Origin of the sequence: Vibrio sp. 1CM23M, from assembly GCF_023161755.1 — a bacterium.
GTDB lineage: Bacteria > Pseudomonadota > Gammaproteobacteria > Enterobacterales > Vibrionaceae > Vibrio > Vibrio coralliirubri.
In genome coordinates, this window is the sequence record NZ_JALNTR010000007.1 from 165,395 (window position 1) to 184,033 (window position 18,639).

Genomic DNA, 18,639 nt, shown 5'->3' on the forward strand with positions numbered 1-18,639 from the left:
CACTTTAAAAATAATCGCGAGATATTAACACATAGCAAAGTAAAATGGTCAGACCCTTAACGGAATGTGAAACCAAGAGTTCAAAAAATAACCACTTCCCTTTTACGGAAACTTTGGTATACTCGCCGCCGCTTTAAATTGTTCTTTAACATCTTGTGGGAAAAACCATATGCATCCAATGCTAAACATTGCGATACGCGCTGCGCGTAAAGCTGGCAACCATATTGCTAAATCTCTAGAAACAACTGATAAGATCGAATCGTCTCTAAAAGGTAACAACGATTACGTTACTAACATTGCTCAAGAAGCTGAGTACATGATCATTGAGACAATCAAAGCATCTTACCCAGAGCACAGCATTATTTCTGAAGAGAAAGGCCTGACTGAAGGTAAAGACTCTGATGTACAATGGATCGTTGACCCACTAGATGGCACCAACAACTTTGTAAAAGGTTTCCCTCACTTCTCTGTATCTATCGCTGTTCGCATGAACGGTCGTACAGAAGTTGCTTGTGTTTATGACCCAATGCTAAACGAGCTATTCACAGCTCAACGTGGCGCTGGCGCTCAACTTAACAACGCTCGTATGCGTGTTACTCAACTAAAAGACCTTCAAGGTACTGTTCTAGCGACTGGTTTCCCATTCAAGCAAAAACAACACTCTGAATCTTTCATGAAGATCATCTCTGGTCTATTCATCGACTGTGCTGACTTCCGTCGTACTGGTTCTCCTGCTCTTGACCTATGTTACCTAGCAGCTGGCCGTGTTGATGGTTACCTAGAACTTGGCCTTAAGCCATGGGATCTAGCAGCTGGCGATCTAATCGCTCGTGAAGCTGGTGCTATCATGACTGACTTTGCTGGCGGTACTGATTACATGACTTCTGGTAATGTTGTTGCTTCAAGCGCACGTGGTGTTAAGTCTATTCTTAAGCACGTTCGTGAGAACGCTAACGAAGGTATGCTGAAGTAATTCAGAACTTACGTTAACGCTCCCTGTTTTAAGGGCGCATAGAAATTCCAAAGCCTCGCTATATAGCGAGGCTTTTTTGTATCTGCGATTTGAGCTCAGAGATACGAGATACGAGATACGAGATACGAGATACGAGATACGAGATACGATCAGGATGTCTCTTAGTGAAATGAAGTTCAACAGACTTCAACGCTAAATTGTATTGAGCTTCCCTAGAATACAGACGTAAAAAAACCGCTAGTTGACTAGCGGTTTTTTTGGTTTAGCGAAACTTATTAAGCCAAGGCCTAAGGCATCTCGTCAAACTCTTCACCTTCTTTGTCCACTTGTGGTGGCATTAGGTGTTCACGCGTAATACCCAACTTCATAGCTAGTGCAGATGCAACGTAGATAGAAGAGTAAGTACCAACCGTAATACCCAATAGAAGTGCAGTCGCGAAGCCGTGGATCATAGCGCCGCCCTGAACGAACAGTGCGATAACTACGAATAACGTGGTACCAGAAGTGATCAATGTACGGCTCAATGTTTGTGTGATTGAGCTGTTCAGTACTTCAGGTGCTTCACCCTTACGCATCTTACGGAAGTTCTCACGAATACGGTCGAATACAACAATGGTATCGTTGAGGGAGTAACCGACGACCGTTAGCAAGGCTGCTACGATTGTAAGGTCGACCTCAATTTGCATTAGAGAGAACACACCCAGAGTGATGATAACGTCGTGCGCCAGTGCTAATACCGCACCCGCAGCCAAACGCCATTCGAATCGCACTGATACGTAGATCAAGATACAGATAAGAGAAACAAGGATAGCAAGGCCACCCGCTTCTGTTAATTCGTCACCCACGTTAGGACCAACGAACTCGATACGACGCATTTCAACTTGCTCACCAGTACCATTCTCAATAGCAGAAAGGATTTGGTTGCCAAGCGTTTCGCCCGCTACGCCATCACGTGGACGTAAACGAACCATCACATCACGAGCTGAACCGAAGTTCTGTACCGTTGCATCACCAAAGCCTTCGGCTTCTAGTGCACTACGAATATCAGGAAGGTGTGCCGGTTGTTCAAAACCAACTTCAATCAGAGTACCGCCAGTAAAATCTAGACCCCAGTTCAACGATTTCGTTGTTAGGGTGAAGATAGCAGTACCAATCATCAAGATAGAAAAAACAAAGGCAACCTTTGACCAACGCATAAAGTCGATCATTTTGTCTGCTTTTAGAATCTGAAACATATTAATTCCTAGCCTTAGATCGACAGTTTTTTAACGCGTTTGCCGCCATACATCAGGTTCACGATACAACGTGTTCCGACAATAGCTGTAAACATTGAAGTCAAGATACCGATAGACAGCGTTACCGCGAAGCCTTTGATAGCCCCCGTACCCACAGCAAATAGAATGATTGCTGTTAGTAGTGTGGTGATGTTGGCATCTGCGATTGTACTGAATGCGTTCGCGTAACCTTGGTGAATCGCTTGTTGTGGACTACGTCCATCTCGAAGCTCTTCACGTATCCGCTCAAAGATCAGAACGTTCGCATCAACCGCCATACCGACCGTTAATACGATACCGGCAATACCTGGTAGGGTCATGGTAGCCCCCGGAATCATCGACATAACACCGATAATCAACACCAAGTTAGCCATTAGTGCAACGTTCGCAATAAGACCAAAGCTACGGTAGTAAAGCAGTGTAAACAGCATTACAGCAGCCATACCCCAAACCATCGCCATGATACCCATATCGATGTTTTGCTGACCCATAGATGGACCAATGGTACGTTCTTCTACAATCGAGATAGGCGCAATCAACGCACCAGCACGCAGTAGAAGTGCCAAGTTATGAGCTTCAGCCGTTGAGTCGATACCAGTAATACGGAAGTTACGGCCTAGCGCAGATTGAATTGTCGCTTGGTTAATTACTTCTTCGTGCTTACTTAAGATAACTCGACCTTCCGGTGTTTTACGACCGCTGTCTTTGTACTCTGCAAATACCGTTGCCATTAGCTTACCGATATTCTGACGAGAGAACGCTGACATCTTGCTACCACCTTCGCTGTCTAGCGAGATGTTAACTTGAGGACGACCATATTCATCAACACTTGAGCTTGCATCAGTAATACTTGAACCGCCTAGAATAACGCGCTTCTTAAGTACCACAGGACGACCATCACGATCTTGCTTGATTTCGCTGCCCGCAGGGGTACGACCAGAAGCGGCAGCGGCTAAGTCAGCACTGCTATCCACTTCACGGAACTCAAGCGTCGCGGTAGCACCAAGGATTTCTTTAGCGCGAGCCGTGTCTTGAACACCAGGCAACTCCACTACGATACGGCTAGAGCCTTGACGTTGAACCAAAGGTTCAGCAACACCAAGTTCGTTTACACGGTTACGTAGAATGGTAATATTTTGCTCAACCGCGTAGTTACGGATTTCTTGAAGACGAGCCTCTGTAAAGCTTGCAACCAAAGAGAAACGACCGTTAGATTCAGAATCTACAAACGTCATATCTTGGTGCTTAGATTGCAGTAGCGATTTCGCTTCAGCAAGCTGCTCTTCGTTACGCAGAATCACCTCAACCGCATCTTTACCAGATGGGCGAATCGCACGGTAACGGATTTTCTCTTCACGAAGTTCACTACGGAATGCTTCTTCTTGTTGGCCAACCAGCTTTTCCATCGCAGCGTCCATATCCACTTCCATTAAGAAGTGAACACCACCACGTAGGTCAAGACCAAGTTTCATTGGTGCAGCACCAATAGATTCAAGCCAATTAGGAGTTGAAGCCGCTAGGTTTAAAGCAACGATAACGTCATCGCCTAGTGCTTCTGTGATGATATCACGGGCACTAATTTGCGTATCTGTGTCGTTAAAGCGAACAAGAATGGAACCGTCTTCGAGAGCAACGGATTTAGTAGAAAGGTTTTCTGCTTCAAGAGCATTGGTGACAGCATCCAGCGTAGACATATCTACAGAGGCGCCGCGCGCCCCTGTAACTTGAACTGCCGGATCTTCACCGTATATATTTGGAAGTGCGTACAACGCAGCGATAGCGATGGCAAACACCACCATCAAATACTTCCATAACGGGTAACGGTTTAGCACAGCGAGGATCCTCTAGCTGTTTATAGAGATTTCAGAGTACCTTTTGGTAGCACTGCTGTAACGAAGTCTTTCTTGATAACTACTTCGTTGTTTGCGTTCAGTTCGATAGCAACGTAGTCGCTGTCTTCAGCAATCTTAGTGATCTTGCCGATTAGGCCGCCGCTTGTAAGAACTTCATCGCCTTTGCCCATAGAAGACATAAGGTTCTTGTGCTCTTTAACACGCTTAGCTTGTGGACGGTAGATCATGAAGTAGAAGATCACAGCGAACATACCTAGCATGATAAGCATTTCGAAACCGCCGCCTGCTGGTGCACCTTCTGCTGCTGCGTGAGCTTGAGAAATAAACATTTAAAACATCCTCTATTATATTTTCGTAATTGTTTGTCTAATTGGGTCGCATCCCTTTATTTTCAAGCCCCATCACTCGGAAGAGAGATAGGGCTCGCAAAAAAGAAATACTAAGATTCTTTACCTAGTGGTGGCACTTCACGCCCCATTCTTGCGTAGAACTCTGCAACGAACTCTTCAAAGCGATCTTCATCGATAGACTGACGAATGTCTGACATTACTCGTTGGTAGAAACGCAGATTATGAATCGTGTTCAGTCGAGCACCTAGGATTTCGTTACAACGATCCAAATGGTGTAAGTACGACTTGCTGTAGTTCTTACAAGTGTAACAGTCACACTCTGAATCTAGTGGTGTTGTATCGGTTTTATGCTTCGCATTACGGATCTTGATCACACCTTCAGTCACAAACAGGTGGCCGTTACGTGCATTTCGCGTTGGCATTACACAGTCAAACATGTCGATACCGCGACGAACACCTTCAACCAAGTCTTCAGGTTTGCCTACGCCCATTAGGTAACGTGGCTTATCTTCTGGCAGTTGAGGACATGTGTGCTCAAGAATGCGGTGCATATCTTCTTTTGGTTCGCCTACTGCTAGGCCGCCTACTGCGTAACCGTCAAAACCAATTTCAGTTAAACCTTTAACGGATACATCACGAAGGTCTTCGTACACGCCACCTTGAACGATACCGAACAGTGAGTTCGGGTTTTCAAGTTTGTCGAAGTGGTTACGTGAACGCTCAGCCCAACGAAGAGACATCTCCATTGAGTCTTTTGCTTCTTTGTGTGTCGCTGGGTAAGGCGTACACTCATCAAAGATCATTACGATGTCTGAACCTAAATCTTTTTGGATTTCCATAGACTTCTCAGCGTCCATGAAGATCTTGTCACCGTTTACAGGGTTACGGAAATGAACACCCTCTTCAGTGATTTTACGCATTGCACCTAGGCTGAATACTTGGAAGCCGCCTGAATCAGTCAGGATAGGACCGTGCCAGTTCATGAAATCGTGCAGGTCACCGTGCATTTTCATGATTTCTTGACCAGGACGTAGCCATAGGTGGAATGTGTTACCTAATAGGATTTCAGCACCTGTGTCTTTTACTTCTTCAGGTGTCATACCTTTAACAGTACCGTAAGTACCTACAGGCATGAATGCTGGGGTTTCAACGGTACCGCGTTCAAACTGAAGTTGACCACGACGTGCGCCGCTATTAGTTTTTTTAAGTTCGTATTTTAATTTCACGAAGCCTCCAATATGCCAGAGAAACAATCTGACTGTTAATTCAGAACCTTAGGCCAAACAAAAGTTCAGCCTAGTGGGTTCTATGAGGAGCGGTCGCGTATTCCTTGCGAGAGATTAGACAGACACCCTGCCCGACTCCTAGCTTACTGCTAGCACCCGTAAATTTTTGTATCGCTTAAACCAGCTTAAATTAGCTCGTTTTCTTGTTGATGAACATAGCATCGCCGTAGCTGAAGAAACGGTATTCGCTCTTCACTGCGTGATCGTATGCGCCCATCACATTATCGTAACCAGCAAATGCACTCACCAACATAATCAACGTTGATTCTGGTAAGTGGAAATTGGTAATCAAGCAATCCACCAACTGGTATTCATAGCCAGGGAAGATAAAGATTTCTGTATCACCAAAGAAAGGAACGAGTTCGGTGCCTGTCTTCAATGCATCTTGTGCTGCACTTTCTAGTGAGCGTACTGATGTTGTACCAACAGCAATAATACGGCCGCCACGAGCTTTTGCTGCAGCTACGGCGTCAACCACTTCTTGCGGCACCTCAACGTACTCAGCATGCATGTGGTGATCGTTAATATTATCAACTTTTACTGGCTGGAACGTACCAGCACCAACGTGAAGCGTCACGTAAGCAAACTCAACACCTTTTTCTTTCATGTCAGCCATTAGCTTGTCATCAAAGTGAAGGCCTGCTGTTGGCGCTGCAACCGCACCCGGCTTCTCATTATAGACCGTCTGGTAGCGCTCTTTATCTGCATCTTCATCAGGACGATCGATGTAAGGAGGCAGTGGCATGTGACCCACACTGTTAAGAATCTCTAAAACGCTTTGATCGGATGTGAAATGGATTTCAAATAACGCATCGTGACGCGCCACCATTTCAGCTTCATATTCATCGTTCTCACCAAGGAACAACTTGGTGCCCGGCTTCGGTGATTTAGAACAACGAACATGCGCAAGAATGCTTTTCTCATCTAGCATGCGTTCAACCAGCACTTCAAGCTTACCGCCTGATGCCTTGCGACCAAATACACGAGCTGGAATCACTCGAGTGTTATTGAAAACAACAAGATCGCCTGGCTCAACCAAGTCTAAAACGTCTTTAAACGAACCATCAGCTAGGTTACCGCTGTTGCCATCTAATTTAAGCAGGCGGCTTGCTGTACGCTCCTCTTGAGGGTAGCGAGCAATGAGTTCATCTGGTAGGTCAAAGTGAAAATCTGAAACTTGCATGTGTCTAGTCTTGTCTTAGTTGATGAGATTTGTGCCGTTGACGAATCATAAATCGTAGTTGCTGGATAATCGTTACGGTAAGTCAATCGTTACCAGAAACACATCGCAAACACGACTAAAAATTTCGCAGTGGGCTAGTATAGGCACACGAGCCGCAATAGCAAGGTTTACAGCACTGGATTATTGTAAAGAGGCGTAAAATAATGCGACTGATTCACCTCCTCAAACTAAAGAATTAGTTGCATAAAACTCACCCAAGAATGCGTCAGATCTCAGTTATTTTTTGGATAAAAAACTATAGTAATAGCAACAAATAAAAAAGAAGGAGGTTCGTATGATCAAGGTTGAAGATATGATGACTCGCAACCCTCATACCCTATTGCGCTCACACTCACTGGCCGATGCTAAGCACATGATGGAAGCGCTTGATATCCGCCATATTCCGGTCGTTGATTCCGACAGGCAACTACTTGGTGTCGTCACACAACGAGACGTTCTAGCCGCTCAAGAATCCAGCCTACAAAACATCCCACAAGCTCAATCTTTTACTCTTGCTACTCCCCTCAACGACATCATGCACAAAAGTGTTATGTCGGTAGAGCCGCGTGCAGGATTAAAAGAATCGGCTATTTATATGCAGAAGCACAAAGTGGGCTGTTTACCTGTCGTAGAAAACCACGAACTAGTAGGCATAATTACAGACAGCGATTTCGTCACGATAGCGATCAATTTGCTGGAGCTGCAAGAAGAAGTAGAGCCAGAAGAAGCGGAAGTAGAGTAACGCTCGGAAGTGATATAAAGAAGAGCGGCCAATTCAGCCGCTCAAAGGGATTGTTGTCGCAGCGGATTATTACAGAAGCTCAGATACCACATCCGCTAATTGATGGAATGTCTCACGACGCGAAGAGCTTGGTCGCCAAACAAGGCCAATATCTCGGTAGGCCTGTTGCCCAGGAGGGTCGATCACAACAAGATTCTGGTTTTCCAATAAACCGTGGTCGATCGCCATTTGCGGAATAAAGGTGGTTCCTAAACCATTGGCCACCATTTGCACTAATGTGTGAAGACTCGTCGCTGTGAACGGGTTGATCTTCTCTTTATCCGTTAACTTACAAGCCGATACTGCATGCTCGGTTAAACAGTGTTCGTTCTCCAGCAAAAATACAGATTCGTCTGGCAGATCATCGTATTTAATCGGAACACGAATACCATCAGCTTGATTACGACTGATCACCATTCTAAACGGATCTTGCCCAACAACTTGGCTCTCCATATTGTCGATGTCGACTGGCAAAGCCAGAATCAGCACATCTAAGTCTCCATGACGCAGCGCAGCCAATAGGTTGGTTGTTGTGTCTTCACGTAACAGCAAATTTAATTGTGGAAAGCGCTGGTTGGCTTCTTGTACCAAATCGCACAAAAGAAAAGGAGCAATGGTAGGGATACACCCAACTCGCAATTGTCCTTGCATCGCATCCCCGTTACATAGATTTCCAAGTTCAACCAGATCTTGCCCTTTCGCTAGTAGCTCTCGACCGTGCTTGACCACCAGCTCACCTGCTTGCGTGAAAACTAGCGGGCTCTTTTTATCTTTCTTCTCATAAAGCGGGCAACCAATGAGTTCTTCTAGGTTTTGAATGCCTTTACTTAACGTAGATTGACTGACGAAGCAGCGATCAGCGGCATCACTGAAATGACGAGTTTCGTGAAGAGTAACAAGATAGTGAAGTTGCTTAAGACTTGGCCATTTATTCATGAAATTACTTTGTAATATGAGTAGGATAAGTTACGTAAAGGTCATTCGACCTAAGGACAGGACAAAGAATAAGCTTATCGCTTTTTTCGATTAACTTAATCTATTTAATTCGCTTTTTTCTATAGTACCGATTGTACTATAGTTTGTCCCGTAGAAACGGAGCCCAAACAAAGATGTGTTGGGCCAACTAATTTTTTAGGAGATTCCAAAATGGTACTAGTAGGTCGTCAAGCCCCTGACTTTACTGCAGCAGCTGTTCTAGGTAACGGTGAGATCGTTGATAACTTCAACTTCGCAGAATTCACTAAAGGTAAGAAAGCTGTAGTTTTCTTCTACCCACTAGACTTCACTTTCGTTTGTCCTTCAGAGCTAATCGCTTTCGACAACCGTCTTGAAGATTTCCAAGCTAAAGGCGTTGAAGTAATCGGTGTTTCTATCGATTCTCAATTCTCTCACAACGCATGGCGTAACACTGCTATCGCTGATGGCGGTATCGGTCAAGTTAAATACCCTCTAATTGCTGACGTTAAGCACGAGATCTGCAAAGCATACGATGTTGAGCACCCAGAAGCAGGCGTTGCTTTCCGTGGTTCTTTCCTAATCGACGCTGACGGTCTTGTACGTCACCAAGTAGTTAACGATCTTCCACTAGGTCGTAACATCGACGAAATGCTACGCATGGTAGACGCACTAAACTTCCACGAGAAGAACGGTGAAGTTTGTCCTGCACAATGGGAAGAAGGTAAATCAGGTATGGACGCATCTCCAAAAGGTGTTGCAGCATTCCTATCTGAGCACGCTGACGACCTAAGCAAGTAATTACCTCTTAAGCCCGAACTCAACGCGGGTTAATGGTTGGAAGACTCTCTATAAAGAGACATAAAGCATAAGCTAATAGCGCAAAGCGCACCGCCAATCAGTTAAGAAGTAAAGTCCTATTAAAAGCCCGAAGTTAACGCTTCGGGCTTTTTGTTTTCTCACTAGCCTTCACCGTAAGCTGTCTCTTGTGATACATAATTGAGGTAGCTCTAAACCCAAACTTTACCCCTATTTCCCTCTAGCACTGCCTATTCATGTCCGTATCTAGATTGCTATTATTTCATCAGTATCTTTTTGAACGGATAAACACGATGAACACCGAAATTGAAGTCTGTATCGATAACTTAGAATCTCTTCATAACGCACTATCTGGTGGCGCGAATCGAATTGAGCTTTGCTCTTCCTTAGCACTTGGCGGATTAACTCCAAGCTTCGGAATGATGAAGCAAGCGGCAATAATTTCGTCCGTTCCGGTCTACGCTATGATACGCCCAAGACAAGGCGACTTTATTTTCGATGATGACGATATGCTCTGTATGCTTGAAGATATTGAAGCTTGTGCAAATGCAGGATTGGATGGGGTCGTACTTGGTGTGTTAGCGCCGAACGGAAGTATTGATATGCCAAAGATGCAACAACTGGCTGATAAAGCGCACTCGTTAAAGCTTGGGATTACCTTCCACAGAGCCATCGATCAAAGCTCTGATTACCAAGCAGCATTAGAGCAGATCATTTCACTTGGATGCGAAAGAGTCCTGACATCAGGGCTTGCTGTGAATGCTGAACTAGGCATCGATGTATTAGCAGCAATGGTCAAACAAGCCGATGGACGAGTTGATATCATGGCGGGGGCTGGCGTTAACGCTGCAAATGCTAAAATGATTCAAAACACCGCTCAAGTACCTGCTCTTCACCTTTCAGGTAAATCAACAAGACCGAGCCTAATGGAAAACAACTCGAGTGCTCAAATGGGCAGTGATGATATTGATGATTATCAGATCCCAGTGACCGACGCTAACAAGATATCCGATGTAAGAGCCTCTCTAATCGCTTAGGGCAATAGTCGCTAGCACAAATCCAGAGAACCTCGCTGACTAATCTAACTGACTGACGTATATTAGATTTAATAGCGCAGAAAACTTTCATGGATAGATATGGCTAAAGACTTATTCAGCTCTCTTGATTTAAACCTGTTACGAACATTTTTGATTGTTTATCAAGAAAAAAACACCAGAAAGGCTGCGGAGCGTTTATTCGTTTCTCAGCCGGCGGTTAGCCAAGCCCTACAAAAGCTAAGACACCACTTCAACGATGACCTTTTTGTAAAGGTTCATGGAGGCTTACAACCTACGGCATTTTCAGAGCAGCTCACTAATCAAATCAAACCGTTCATGGACGGTCTATCTATCGCGATTAATACATCGAACGCTTTTGATCCGAAAGAGATCGATTACACACTTAAAATAGCTCTATCACCTATCGTGCTATCTTGTTTATCTGGTTCTTTATTTAAGATGATAAGAGAGCAAGCTCCGAATGCGAATCTAGAATTACTCTCTTGGACCAATGCTTCTGTTTCTGATATTCAGAAAGGTGAGGTGTTGATGGGGATCAGTTACCTTGGCACTAAAACGAGTAAAGAAGTTTATACGAAGAAGTTAATTGAACTGACAGGGCGTATTTTTGTAAGAAAAGACCACCCTTTAAAGCAAGAAATCGTTACACCTTATGATGTGGCAGGGTACGATATCGCTTCACTAGTCACACCCGGCTGGAACGACAACCATAGTTTGGCATCAGATATCCTAACGGATCTCTCCGTTGAACATAATGTTGGCTTCCGTAGTGAGCTAATTATGGCAGTCATTGATGTCATTCAACATACAGATATGTACATGCCACATTCGAACCTTTTCCTCGTGGATAATTACCCAACCCTACGCGGAATTGATGTTGTGATAGATGGCGAGCCTCACAAAATTCCTGTTTACTGCCACTTACATACTAAAAACAGAAACTCCCCTACTACCAATTGGTTATTTGAGTTAATACAAAAAGCACTATCAACTCAGATTAATAAGTAACACTTATTATAGAGATACTAATATCTACTTAGCCGAAAAATAAAACACTGTTTAATATTAGCCCTATCAAAACGGAAACTGAACTACGAAGGATCGTGCAGTTAAGTTAACCCTAAATAGAGACTAATATGAAAATTGCACTTACTAGCCTAATTTCAGCTTCACTACTTTCTGTTCCAGTTTTTGCAAACAACTTTGACAGCCAACACCGTGTGGGTATCGGTTACAACCAAACTCAGGTAGACGATTGGCTAACTGATGACACAGTTGATTGGGGTAACGGTATCAAACTTGAATATGGTTATGAATTTAACCGTATCGTAGGTATCAACGTTTCTTACGCAACGAATAGTGACGACGAAAACGTTGAAGGTATAAAAGCCGAGATCGATGGTTACAAATTCCAAGTTGATGCTGATATCGGTTATAAATTTGAATTAGATGGCTTCTCTTTGAAACCTTATGGTGTTCTGGGCCTAGCTCGTCAAAGTGAAGATAATTCAATTAGCATCCTAGACAAAAAGTGGACTGAGTCATACAACGATACCAGTTTCGTTGTTGGCCTAGGTGGTCGAGCTGAGTTCGGGCCACACCTATACACTGACATGCGCTTTGAATTCGCGAGCTACGATGACGTAGATTACGACACATTCTCATGGACTGTCGGTTACCGCTTCTAATTGATTGAACAAGCCAGTGTCTAAACTGGCTTTTTGCGATCAGTCAATTGCTGGTTTCTAACACCTCATCAAAGTTGACCCACTTTCGAACAATTCGAATCAAAATTCATTGCAGCCACGGACGGCTAATTGCTTTAGGTATTTTTATGAAGATAAAAACTTCCCTGCTTTTACTATCTACCCTTTCTACTTCCGTTTCAGCAAGTGCTCTTCATTTATCCCCGGAACTAAAAATTGGCTCTTATCATGGCTTCGGAGTGCAGGCGGGCATCACTGATGTGGCAAATTTAGGTGCCGTCTATTTTAGCTATTCTCACCTTTGGTATGACAGCGATCGATATGACGAAACGGTTGATGCGTATCGTGTTGGTATCCAAAACATGTTTGGAAGAAACCAAATCCACGGCTTTCAGGCTGAGATTGGTGTGGCAAGTTATGACGGTACAAAAACGCGCTCAGGCGAAGTAGAAGAGAAAACAACACATGGTATAAGCCTCGGTGGTGCCTACGTTTACCAAGCGACACCAATGCTTGGATTACGTGCTGGTGTTGATATGAATATTTTTGATCACAACAAAACCTTTGTGCCTTACGACACAACGGTCAATTTCAATCTTGGTGCCATTATTAGCTTCTAAAGATAAACGCTATTTTAGTGCGTCATCAAGGCTTTGATCGCCTAGGTGACGTACATCTTTACCTTTCACAAAGTAAATAATGTATTCGCAGATATTCTGGCAACGGTCTCCGACTCGCTCGATCGCACGCGCTGACCACATCACCTGCAAAATATTAGGAATGTTCTTAGGATCTTCCATCATATAGGTCATTAACTGACGAATAACGGCCTCGTACTCCGCATCCAACTTATCATCAAGCTTGTGAACTTCTGCCGCAGCATCGACATCCATACGAGCAAAAGCATCTAATACTTGGTGAAGCATGGTGATTGCCTGACGGCAAAGAGGCTCTAACGAAACATGGAATTTCTGCTCTTTGGTCGAAGGGATCTCAATAGCACCTTGCGCAATTTTAGAAGCAACATCGCCAATACGTTCCAGATCGGTAATCGTTTTGATGATCGCCATAATCAAACGCAGATCTTTCGCTGTTGGCTGACGCTTTGCAATGATTCGAGTACACGCCTCATCAATCGACACTTCCATCGCATTCACTTTGTGGTCATCACGAATCACTTTTTTGGCCAGTTCAACATCGTCTTTATGAAGCGCCTGCATTGCAAACGAGAGTTGCTGCTCCACTAACCCGCCCATGGTCAATACATGAGTACGGATCGATTCTAACTCGACATTAAATTGCCCTGAAATGTGGCGACCGAAATGCATACTTGCTCCTTGAAAGAAATGAAGAAAGCCATTTTTGTAGAGTGACTTAGCTCTAGATGACACCTTTGGAGAGGTTAGCCATATCTACCAGTAATGTAGTCTTCCGTCTGGTTTTTCAATGGAGACGTAAAAATTGAGTCCGTATCTGAGTACTCGATCAATTTTCCCATATGAATAAAGGCAGTATGGTCACTTACGCGTGCGGCTTGTTGCATGTTGTGGGTAACAATCACCACTGTGTATTGGGTTTTGAGATCGTTGATCAGCTCTTCAATCGTCAAAGTAGAAATAGGATCCAGTGCCGATGTCGGCTCATCTAACAAAAGCACTTCAGGCTCAATAGCAACCGCACGAGCGATAACCAAACGCTGCTGTTGACCGCCAGATAAACCAAAAGCGTTCTCATGCAAACGGTCCTTCACTTCATCCCATAATGCAGCAGCGCGCAGAGAGCGCTCAACCGCATCATCAAGGTCTCGGCTATTGCTAACACCTTGCAGCCTCAAGCCATAAACCACATTCTCATAGATAGATTTAGGAAAAGGGTTGGGACGCTGGAATACCATACCAACACGACGTCGTAAGGTCGCGACATCTACCTTAGGGTGATAGACATTCTTGCCATGAAGCTTCACTTTGCCGGAAACCTTACAGCCTTCAACAAGATCGTTCATGCGATTAATGCAGCGCAGCAGAGTCGACTTACCACAGCCAGAAGGGCCGATAAACGCCGTCACCTGCCCCTTCGGGATCTGCATCGAGATATCATCAAGTGCTTGGCTCTCTTTATAGTAAAGATTTAGCCCTTCAATCGAGATAGCAATTTGCTCATCCTTCAGGTTGTGAACATCAAGTGGTGCTTGGTAACCCAAGGTTTCATTAATCGAGAACATCTAATCTTGTCCTAAGGTTCGGTATTTTTCACGCAAGTTATTACGGATATTGATGGCTGTTAAATTCAACCCAACAATCACCGTAACCAATAAAAATGAAGTCGCATACACTAAAGGTCGTGCCGCTTCGATATTAGAGGTTTGAAAACCAACATCATAGATATGAAAGCCTAAATGCATGAACTTTCTGTCTAAGTGTAGGTACGGGAACTGACCATCAACTGGCAAGCTGGATGCTAATTTCACAACACCCACCAGCATGAGTGGAGCAACTTCCCCCGCGGCTCTCGCGATTGCCAAAATTAAACCAGTGATAATCGCTGGGCTTGCCATCGGTAAAACAATGCGCCAAAGCGTCTCAAATTGAGTCGCACCAAGCGCTAATGAACCGTGCCTCACTGCACTAGGAATGCGCGTTAAGCCCTCTTCAGTGGTTACGATAACGACTGGAAGCGTCAAGACCGCTAAGGTTAGTGCTGACCAAAGTAGACCCGGCGTACCAAATGTCGGTGCAGGTAATCGCTCTGCATAAAACAACGTATCAATCGAGCCACCAATGGTATAGACAAAGAAGCCTAAACCAAAAACGCCATACACGATTGAAGGTACACCCGCCAAGTTAATCACAGCGATACGAATCAAACGTGTTAGTGCGTTATTTTTTGCGTACTCATGAAGATATATCGCAGCGACCACGCCAAGAGGCATCACGACGATCGACATGAGAATAACTAACAGTACCGTGCCGAAAATGGCAGGAAATACACCGCCTTCAGAGTTTGAGTCTCGAGGGTTCTCTGATAAGAACTTCCAAACTTGTTTACCCCAATGCCCAACCTTTTCTAGGTAAGACATATTATTCGGGTACCAATAATCCAGAATGTGGCTGAGCGAGATCTCGACCAGATCGCCTGTCATATCCTCAACCAGCAAGCTTTCGACATTAAGCTGCGTTCTAAGGTGCTCAAGCTTAACTTCGGCTTCATCCAACTGGCGGTTTAATTCCAGTTTAGTTTGAGTATAGGTTGTAAGATATTCCTCGCTCACTGACTCATTGAGTTCAAGCTTACGCTTTTCTAAGCGCAGGTTTTCCAGTTGCCAGCTGATATTGCGAATTTCTTGGTTCACAACACGCGACGTTTCTTTACGTAATGTATCAGCGAACGCTAAGCCTTGTTCGAGCTTTTGGTCTATGTTCGAATCAAAAGTGCCAGAAGCGGTTTTAAAACCCACTGGCTTACCAAAGAAGTAACCACCTCTACTTCGTTCAATCACAACCCAATCAAGCGGGGTGGTGGGTTCACGTAAGTTAACATCCAGTATGGAGACAAAGTCCGCAGGGTACAGCTCTCTGTTGGCAACTTTAATGCTTAAGCGCTGTATTAGCCCAGTCGACAAATTTTGAGGTGACAAGAGATCATGGACTTGTGGAACTTGCTCTATCGGGATGTATTTTCGTTCATATAACTGACCAACCAATACATCTTGTTTTGATACGGTTTCGTCAAGATCGACCACGAGTGATAAGTCTTTGGAATCAACTTGCCATTGGTACAAGGGAGCGGGCCAAAAATAAGTTAAGCCCTTCCAACCAATCAGCAGCATTAGGCCAAGAACAGAAAGCATACTTATGCTCACCGCCCCACCCGTTAGCCAGATCCACGGAGAGCCCGATTTAACCCAAGATAATAATGACTTCAGTTTATTCATCATGATCGACCTTGCTCTTGGCGTGCTGAAATCAAGGAGCTGCAAAGATCACGAGACACGCTAGTCAAGCCACTAAAAGCCATTGATACACATTGAGGCAAACCTTTAAAATTACAGCGCACGATATTTATCTCTCAGTCTTTGTCTAACCCACTCAGCAACTGAGTTCACCGCGAATGTAAAGATAAACAGCAAGAGTGCAGCCAAGAACAGCAAGCGGAAATGAGAACCGCCTACTTCTGATTCTGGTAGCTCAACAGCAATCGTTGCCGATAAGGTTCTCATCCCTTCCAAAATATTCCAGTCAAGAATTGGAGTATTACCGGTCGCCATCAAGACGATCATGGTTTCACCAACCGCTCGCCCTAGGCCCATCATAACCGCAGAAAAGATACCTGGACTCGCCGTCAATAGCACCACATAAATAAGCGTCTGCCACGCCGTCGCACCCAACGCTAACGAGCCATCAGACAAATGTTTAGGTACAGAGAAAATAGCATCTTCCGCAATAGTGAAAATCGTTGGGATGACCGCAAAGCCCATAGCAAAACCAACCACCAGCGCATTACGTTGGTCAAAGTCGATGCCATAGTTGGCCAAGAAGGTACGAATATCACCACCAAACAATAAGGCTTCAATGTTGCTTCCACCAGCAAACACAGCAACCACTGTAATCACCAATACCGGAATCAATATCAGCGCGTGCCAACCATTAGAGAAGCGCCCCGTTACTATCTTCGGTAAACAGAACCAAACAAGTCCAGTCAACAGTGTGCTCAGTGGTAATAGCACCATTAATGAGAAGACAGCCGTTAAATGCGTCTCGACGATTGGAGCAAACCAAAGCCCGGCCAAGAATCCGATGATCACGGTCGGAAGTGCTTCCATCAGTTCTATAGAAGGCTTCACCACTCTTCGCATGCGTGGAGACATGAAGTAAGCGGTGTAAATAGCTCCGAGCACAGCAACAGGCACAGCAAACATCATCGCAAACAGAGCGGCTTTAATAGTACCGAACGTGATAGGTACTAAACTGAATTTCTCTTCAAAGTCATCGTTAGCCGACGTTGATTGCCAAACGTATTGCGGCTCAGGGTAACTTTCATACCAGACCTTTTGCCAAAGTGATGAGAATGAGATTTGTGGGTATTCATTGTCGACTTTAGCGACACTGATGGTGCCATCAATCAAAGTCGCCAGATGCAGTTCATTAGCAGACATAGCCGCCAGTTGTGGTGATTTATCAAAAGCTCGTTCAAACAACGACAGCTTTTCACTGGTCGTATAGTGGCTTTGTAATGTGCCGTTCTTATAGAAGCTATAAAAACCCTTTCTATAAGTATCAGGAAGAATAAATTGCACTTGTTCAGCAAGTTGGAAGTCTCGAATATGGGTCAGGCTACGTTTTTCATCTTTGAGTACATCGAACCACTGAGAAACCTGTCCGTCCTCATGCGTAACCAACAACGAGTATGCACCAGACAATAAATCAATACTTTTCACCGAATGCTTCGCATCATTCAAGCTAAGATCAATCACTTCACGAACATCAAAACCGTTATCTGATAGCTTCAAAACAACCAAATCCGATTGTGCTCGTAGGTATAAAGTTTGCCCATCAGGTGTGACAAGCAGTTGCTGTTGCAAGCCCAGCTTATCCGATAGCCATTGACTCTTCTGAAAAACATACTGACCAGTAAGGTCACTCTGATACCACTTAACCAAGACTCGTTGGTCACTTAACTGAGCGGCAACCGTAATCCCACGTCCATTTTTAGAGAACGCGAATTTGTCGATCGTCGCCCCATTTGATGATTCATCATTTAAAAACGGTTCAGGGAGAGTAATTTGCTCAATTTTAGGTTCGGCTTCACTGCCCTTTTTCAGCACAGGCGCACTATACTCAGGATAGAAAAAAGTAAGATTGCTTGCGCTGTCGGCAAAGGCAAACCAATTTTCAGATGGGGTATTTCGAGAAAAGGCGATGGGGTTGGCTACAACATCACGCTCAAAGTAAGAGTGTGTATTTTGAGACTCTAAGTCCCAAAACTGTACCAAACCTGATTTTTCGATAGTAAATGCATGTTGACCATATTCATCAACCGATAAGACGATAGGCTCTTCTACGGCAACGGTCTTTACGGCTTGGTCGGTCTCTAAACCAGTATCTGAAAATACCGGTAAAATGACCATTGCCAAGTAAACAAAGATCAATACTAGGGCCGCTAGAACACTGACCGCGCCACATGTCACCGAAAAACGGACGAGACGATCTTTCAACCATCTTTTTTTGTCGCGCTCTTTCAATGAAAATTGGGCTGAAGCCATCTGTTTATCTACCTTTTTTTAGCTACTGACATAATATGTACGTTAGATGACAATTATATTACAAGTTACGTTAAACAACTGAAACTAATAACAAGTTTGTTAAC

17 protein-coding genes are annotated in these 18,639 nt (G+C 44.4%); 7 read left to right on the forward strand and 10 right to left on the reverse strand.

Annotated features, from left to right (window positions below; all coding sequences use genetic code 11):
• Positions 1-169: 169 nt before the first annotated feature.
• Complete coding sequence (gene suhB, locus MSG35_RS18900) at positions 170-973, forward strand: inositol-1-monophosphatase (RefSeq protein ID WP_017062836.1); 804 nt, start codon at positions 170-172, stop codon at positions 971-973.
• Positions 974-1,260: 287 nt separating this feature from the next.
• Here suhB and secF read toward each other — a convergent pair whose 3' ends face one another.
• The 5 genes from secF to queA all read right to left on the reverse strand — a co-directional run bounded on the left by secF (position 1,261) and on the right by queA (position 6,919).
• The gene (gene secF, locus MSG35_RS18905) at positions 1,261-2,208 is read right to left on the reverse strand and encodes a protein translocase subunit SecF (protein ID WP_017062837.1); all 948 of its coding nucleotides are present in this window, start codon (positions 2,206-2,208) and stop codon (positions 1,261-1,263) included.
• Between the two features lie 14 nt (positions 2,209-2,222).
• Positions 2,223-4,079 carry a protein translocase subunit SecD gene (gene secD, locus MSG35_RS18910; RefSeq protein ID WP_348983488.1) on the reverse strand — a complete coding sequence of 619 codons (1,857 nt, stop codon included), beginning with the start codon at positions 4,077-4,079 and terminating at the stop codon, positions 2,223-2,225.
• 20 nt (positions 4,080-4,099) lie between these two features.
• Positions 4,100-4,429, reverse strand: coding sequence for a preprotein translocase subunit YajC (yajC, locus tag MSG35_RS18915; RefSeq protein ID WP_010440492.1), 330 nt, complete (start codon positions 4,427-4,429; stop codon positions 4,100-4,102).
• A 110-nt stretch (positions 4,430-4,539) separates the two neighbouring features.
• The gene (tgt, locus tag MSG35_RS18920; protein ID WP_017056177.1) at positions 4,540-5,676 is read right to left on the reverse strand and encodes a tRNA guanosine(34) transglycosylase Tgt; all 1,137 of its coding nucleotides are present in this window, start codon (positions 5,674-5,676) and stop codon (positions 4,540-4,542) included.
• A 190-nt stretch (positions 5,677-5,866) separates the two neighbouring features.
• A complete protein-coding gene (gene queA / locus MSG35_RS18925) occupies positions 5,867-6,919 on the reverse strand; it encodes a tRNA preQ1(34) S-adenosylmethionine ribosyltransferase-isomerase QueA (RefSeq protein WP_248384752.1) in 1,053 nt (350 codons plus the stop codon).
• Positions 6,920-7,253: 334 nt separating this feature from the next.
• Here queA and MSG35_RS18930 point away from each other — a divergent pair, with 334 nt between their 5' ends.
• Positions 7,254-7,700, forward strand: coding sequence for a CBS domain-containing protein (locus MSG35_RS18930; RefSeq protein WP_017062524.1), 447 nt, complete (start codon positions 7,254-7,256; stop codon positions 7,698-7,700).
• Between the two features lie 69 nt (positions 7,701-7,769).
• Here the strand turns inward: MSG35_RS18930 and MSG35_RS18935 are convergent, their stop codons facing one another.
• Positions 7,770-8,675 carry a hydrogen peroxide-inducible genes activator gene (locus tag MSG35_RS18935; protein ID WP_017062525.1) on the reverse strand — a complete coding sequence of 302 codons (906 nt, stop codon included), beginning with the start codon at positions 8,673-8,675 and terminating at the stop codon, positions 7,770-7,772.
• 210 nt (positions 8,676-8,885) lie between these two features.
• Between MSG35_RS18935 and MSG35_RS18940 the strand changes: the two genes are divergently transcribed.
• The 5 genes from MSG35_RS18940 (at position 8,886) to MSG35_RS18960 (ending at position 12,896) form a co-directional block, all read left to right on the forward strand.
• Positions 8,886-9,494 (forward strand): peroxiredoxin C, encoded by a 609-nt coding sequence (locus MSG35_RS18940; RefSeq protein WP_017062526.1) that lies wholly within the window; start codon positions 8,886-8,888, stop codon positions 9,492-9,494.
• A gap of 311 nt (positions 9,495-9,805) precedes the next feature.
• Positions 9,806-10,549 carry a copper homeostasis protein CutC gene (locus tag MSG35_RS18945; RefSeq protein WP_248384753.1) on the forward strand — a complete coding sequence of 248 codons (744 nt, stop codon included), beginning with the start codon at positions 9,806-9,808 and terminating at the stop codon, positions 10,547-10,549.
• Positions 10,550-10,648: 99 nt separating this feature from the next.
• Positions 10,649-11,578, forward strand: a complete 930-nt coding sequence (locus tag MSG35_RS18950; RefSeq protein WP_248384754.1) for a LysR family transcriptional regulator — start codon at positions 10,649-10,651, stop codon at positions 11,576-11,578.
• A 128-nt stretch (positions 11,579-11,706) separates the two neighbouring features.
• Positions 11,707-12,258 carry a porin family protein gene (locus MSG35_RS18955; RefSeq protein WP_248384755.1) on the forward strand — a complete coding sequence of 184 codons (552 nt, stop codon included), beginning with the start codon at positions 11,707-11,709 and terminating at the stop codon, positions 12,256-12,258.
• A gap of 146 nt (positions 12,259-12,404) precedes the next feature.
• The gene (locus tag MSG35_RS18960) at positions 12,405-12,896 is read left to right on the forward strand and encodes a hypothetical protein (protein ID WP_248384756.1); all 492 of its coding nucleotides are present in this window, start codon (positions 12,405-12,407) and stop codon (positions 12,894-12,896) included.
• A 9-nt stretch (positions 12,897-12,905) separates the two neighbouring features.
• Here MSG35_RS18960 and phoU read toward each other — a convergent pair whose 3' ends face one another.
• The 4 genes from phoU to MSG35_RS18980 form a co-directional block, all read right to left on the reverse strand.
• Entirely contained in the window at positions 12,906-13,604 is a 699-nt protein-coding gene (gene phoU, locus MSG35_RS18965) for a phosphate signaling complex protein PhoU (protein ID WP_009848270.1), read from the reverse strand.
• 74 nt (positions 13,605-13,678) lie between these two features.
• Positions 13,679-14,497, reverse strand: a complete 819-nt coding sequence (pstB, locus tag MSG35_RS18970; RefSeq protein WP_009848269.1) for a phosphate ABC transporter ATP-binding protein PstB — start codon at positions 14,495-14,497, stop codon at positions 13,679-13,681.
• A complete protein-coding gene (pstA, locus tag MSG35_RS18975) occupies positions 14,498-16,207 on the reverse strand; it encodes a phosphate ABC transporter permease PstA (protein ID WP_248384765.1) in 1,710 nt (569 codons plus the stop codon).
• Positions 16,208-16,318: 111 nt separating this feature from the next.
• Positions 16,319-18,535 carry an ABC transporter permease subunit gene (locus tag MSG35_RS18980; protein WP_059021436.1) on the reverse strand — a complete coding sequence of 739 codons (2,217 nt, stop codon included), beginning with the start codon at positions 18,533-18,535 and terminating at the stop codon, positions 16,319-16,321.
• Positions 18,536-18,639: the final 104 nt, after the last annotated feature.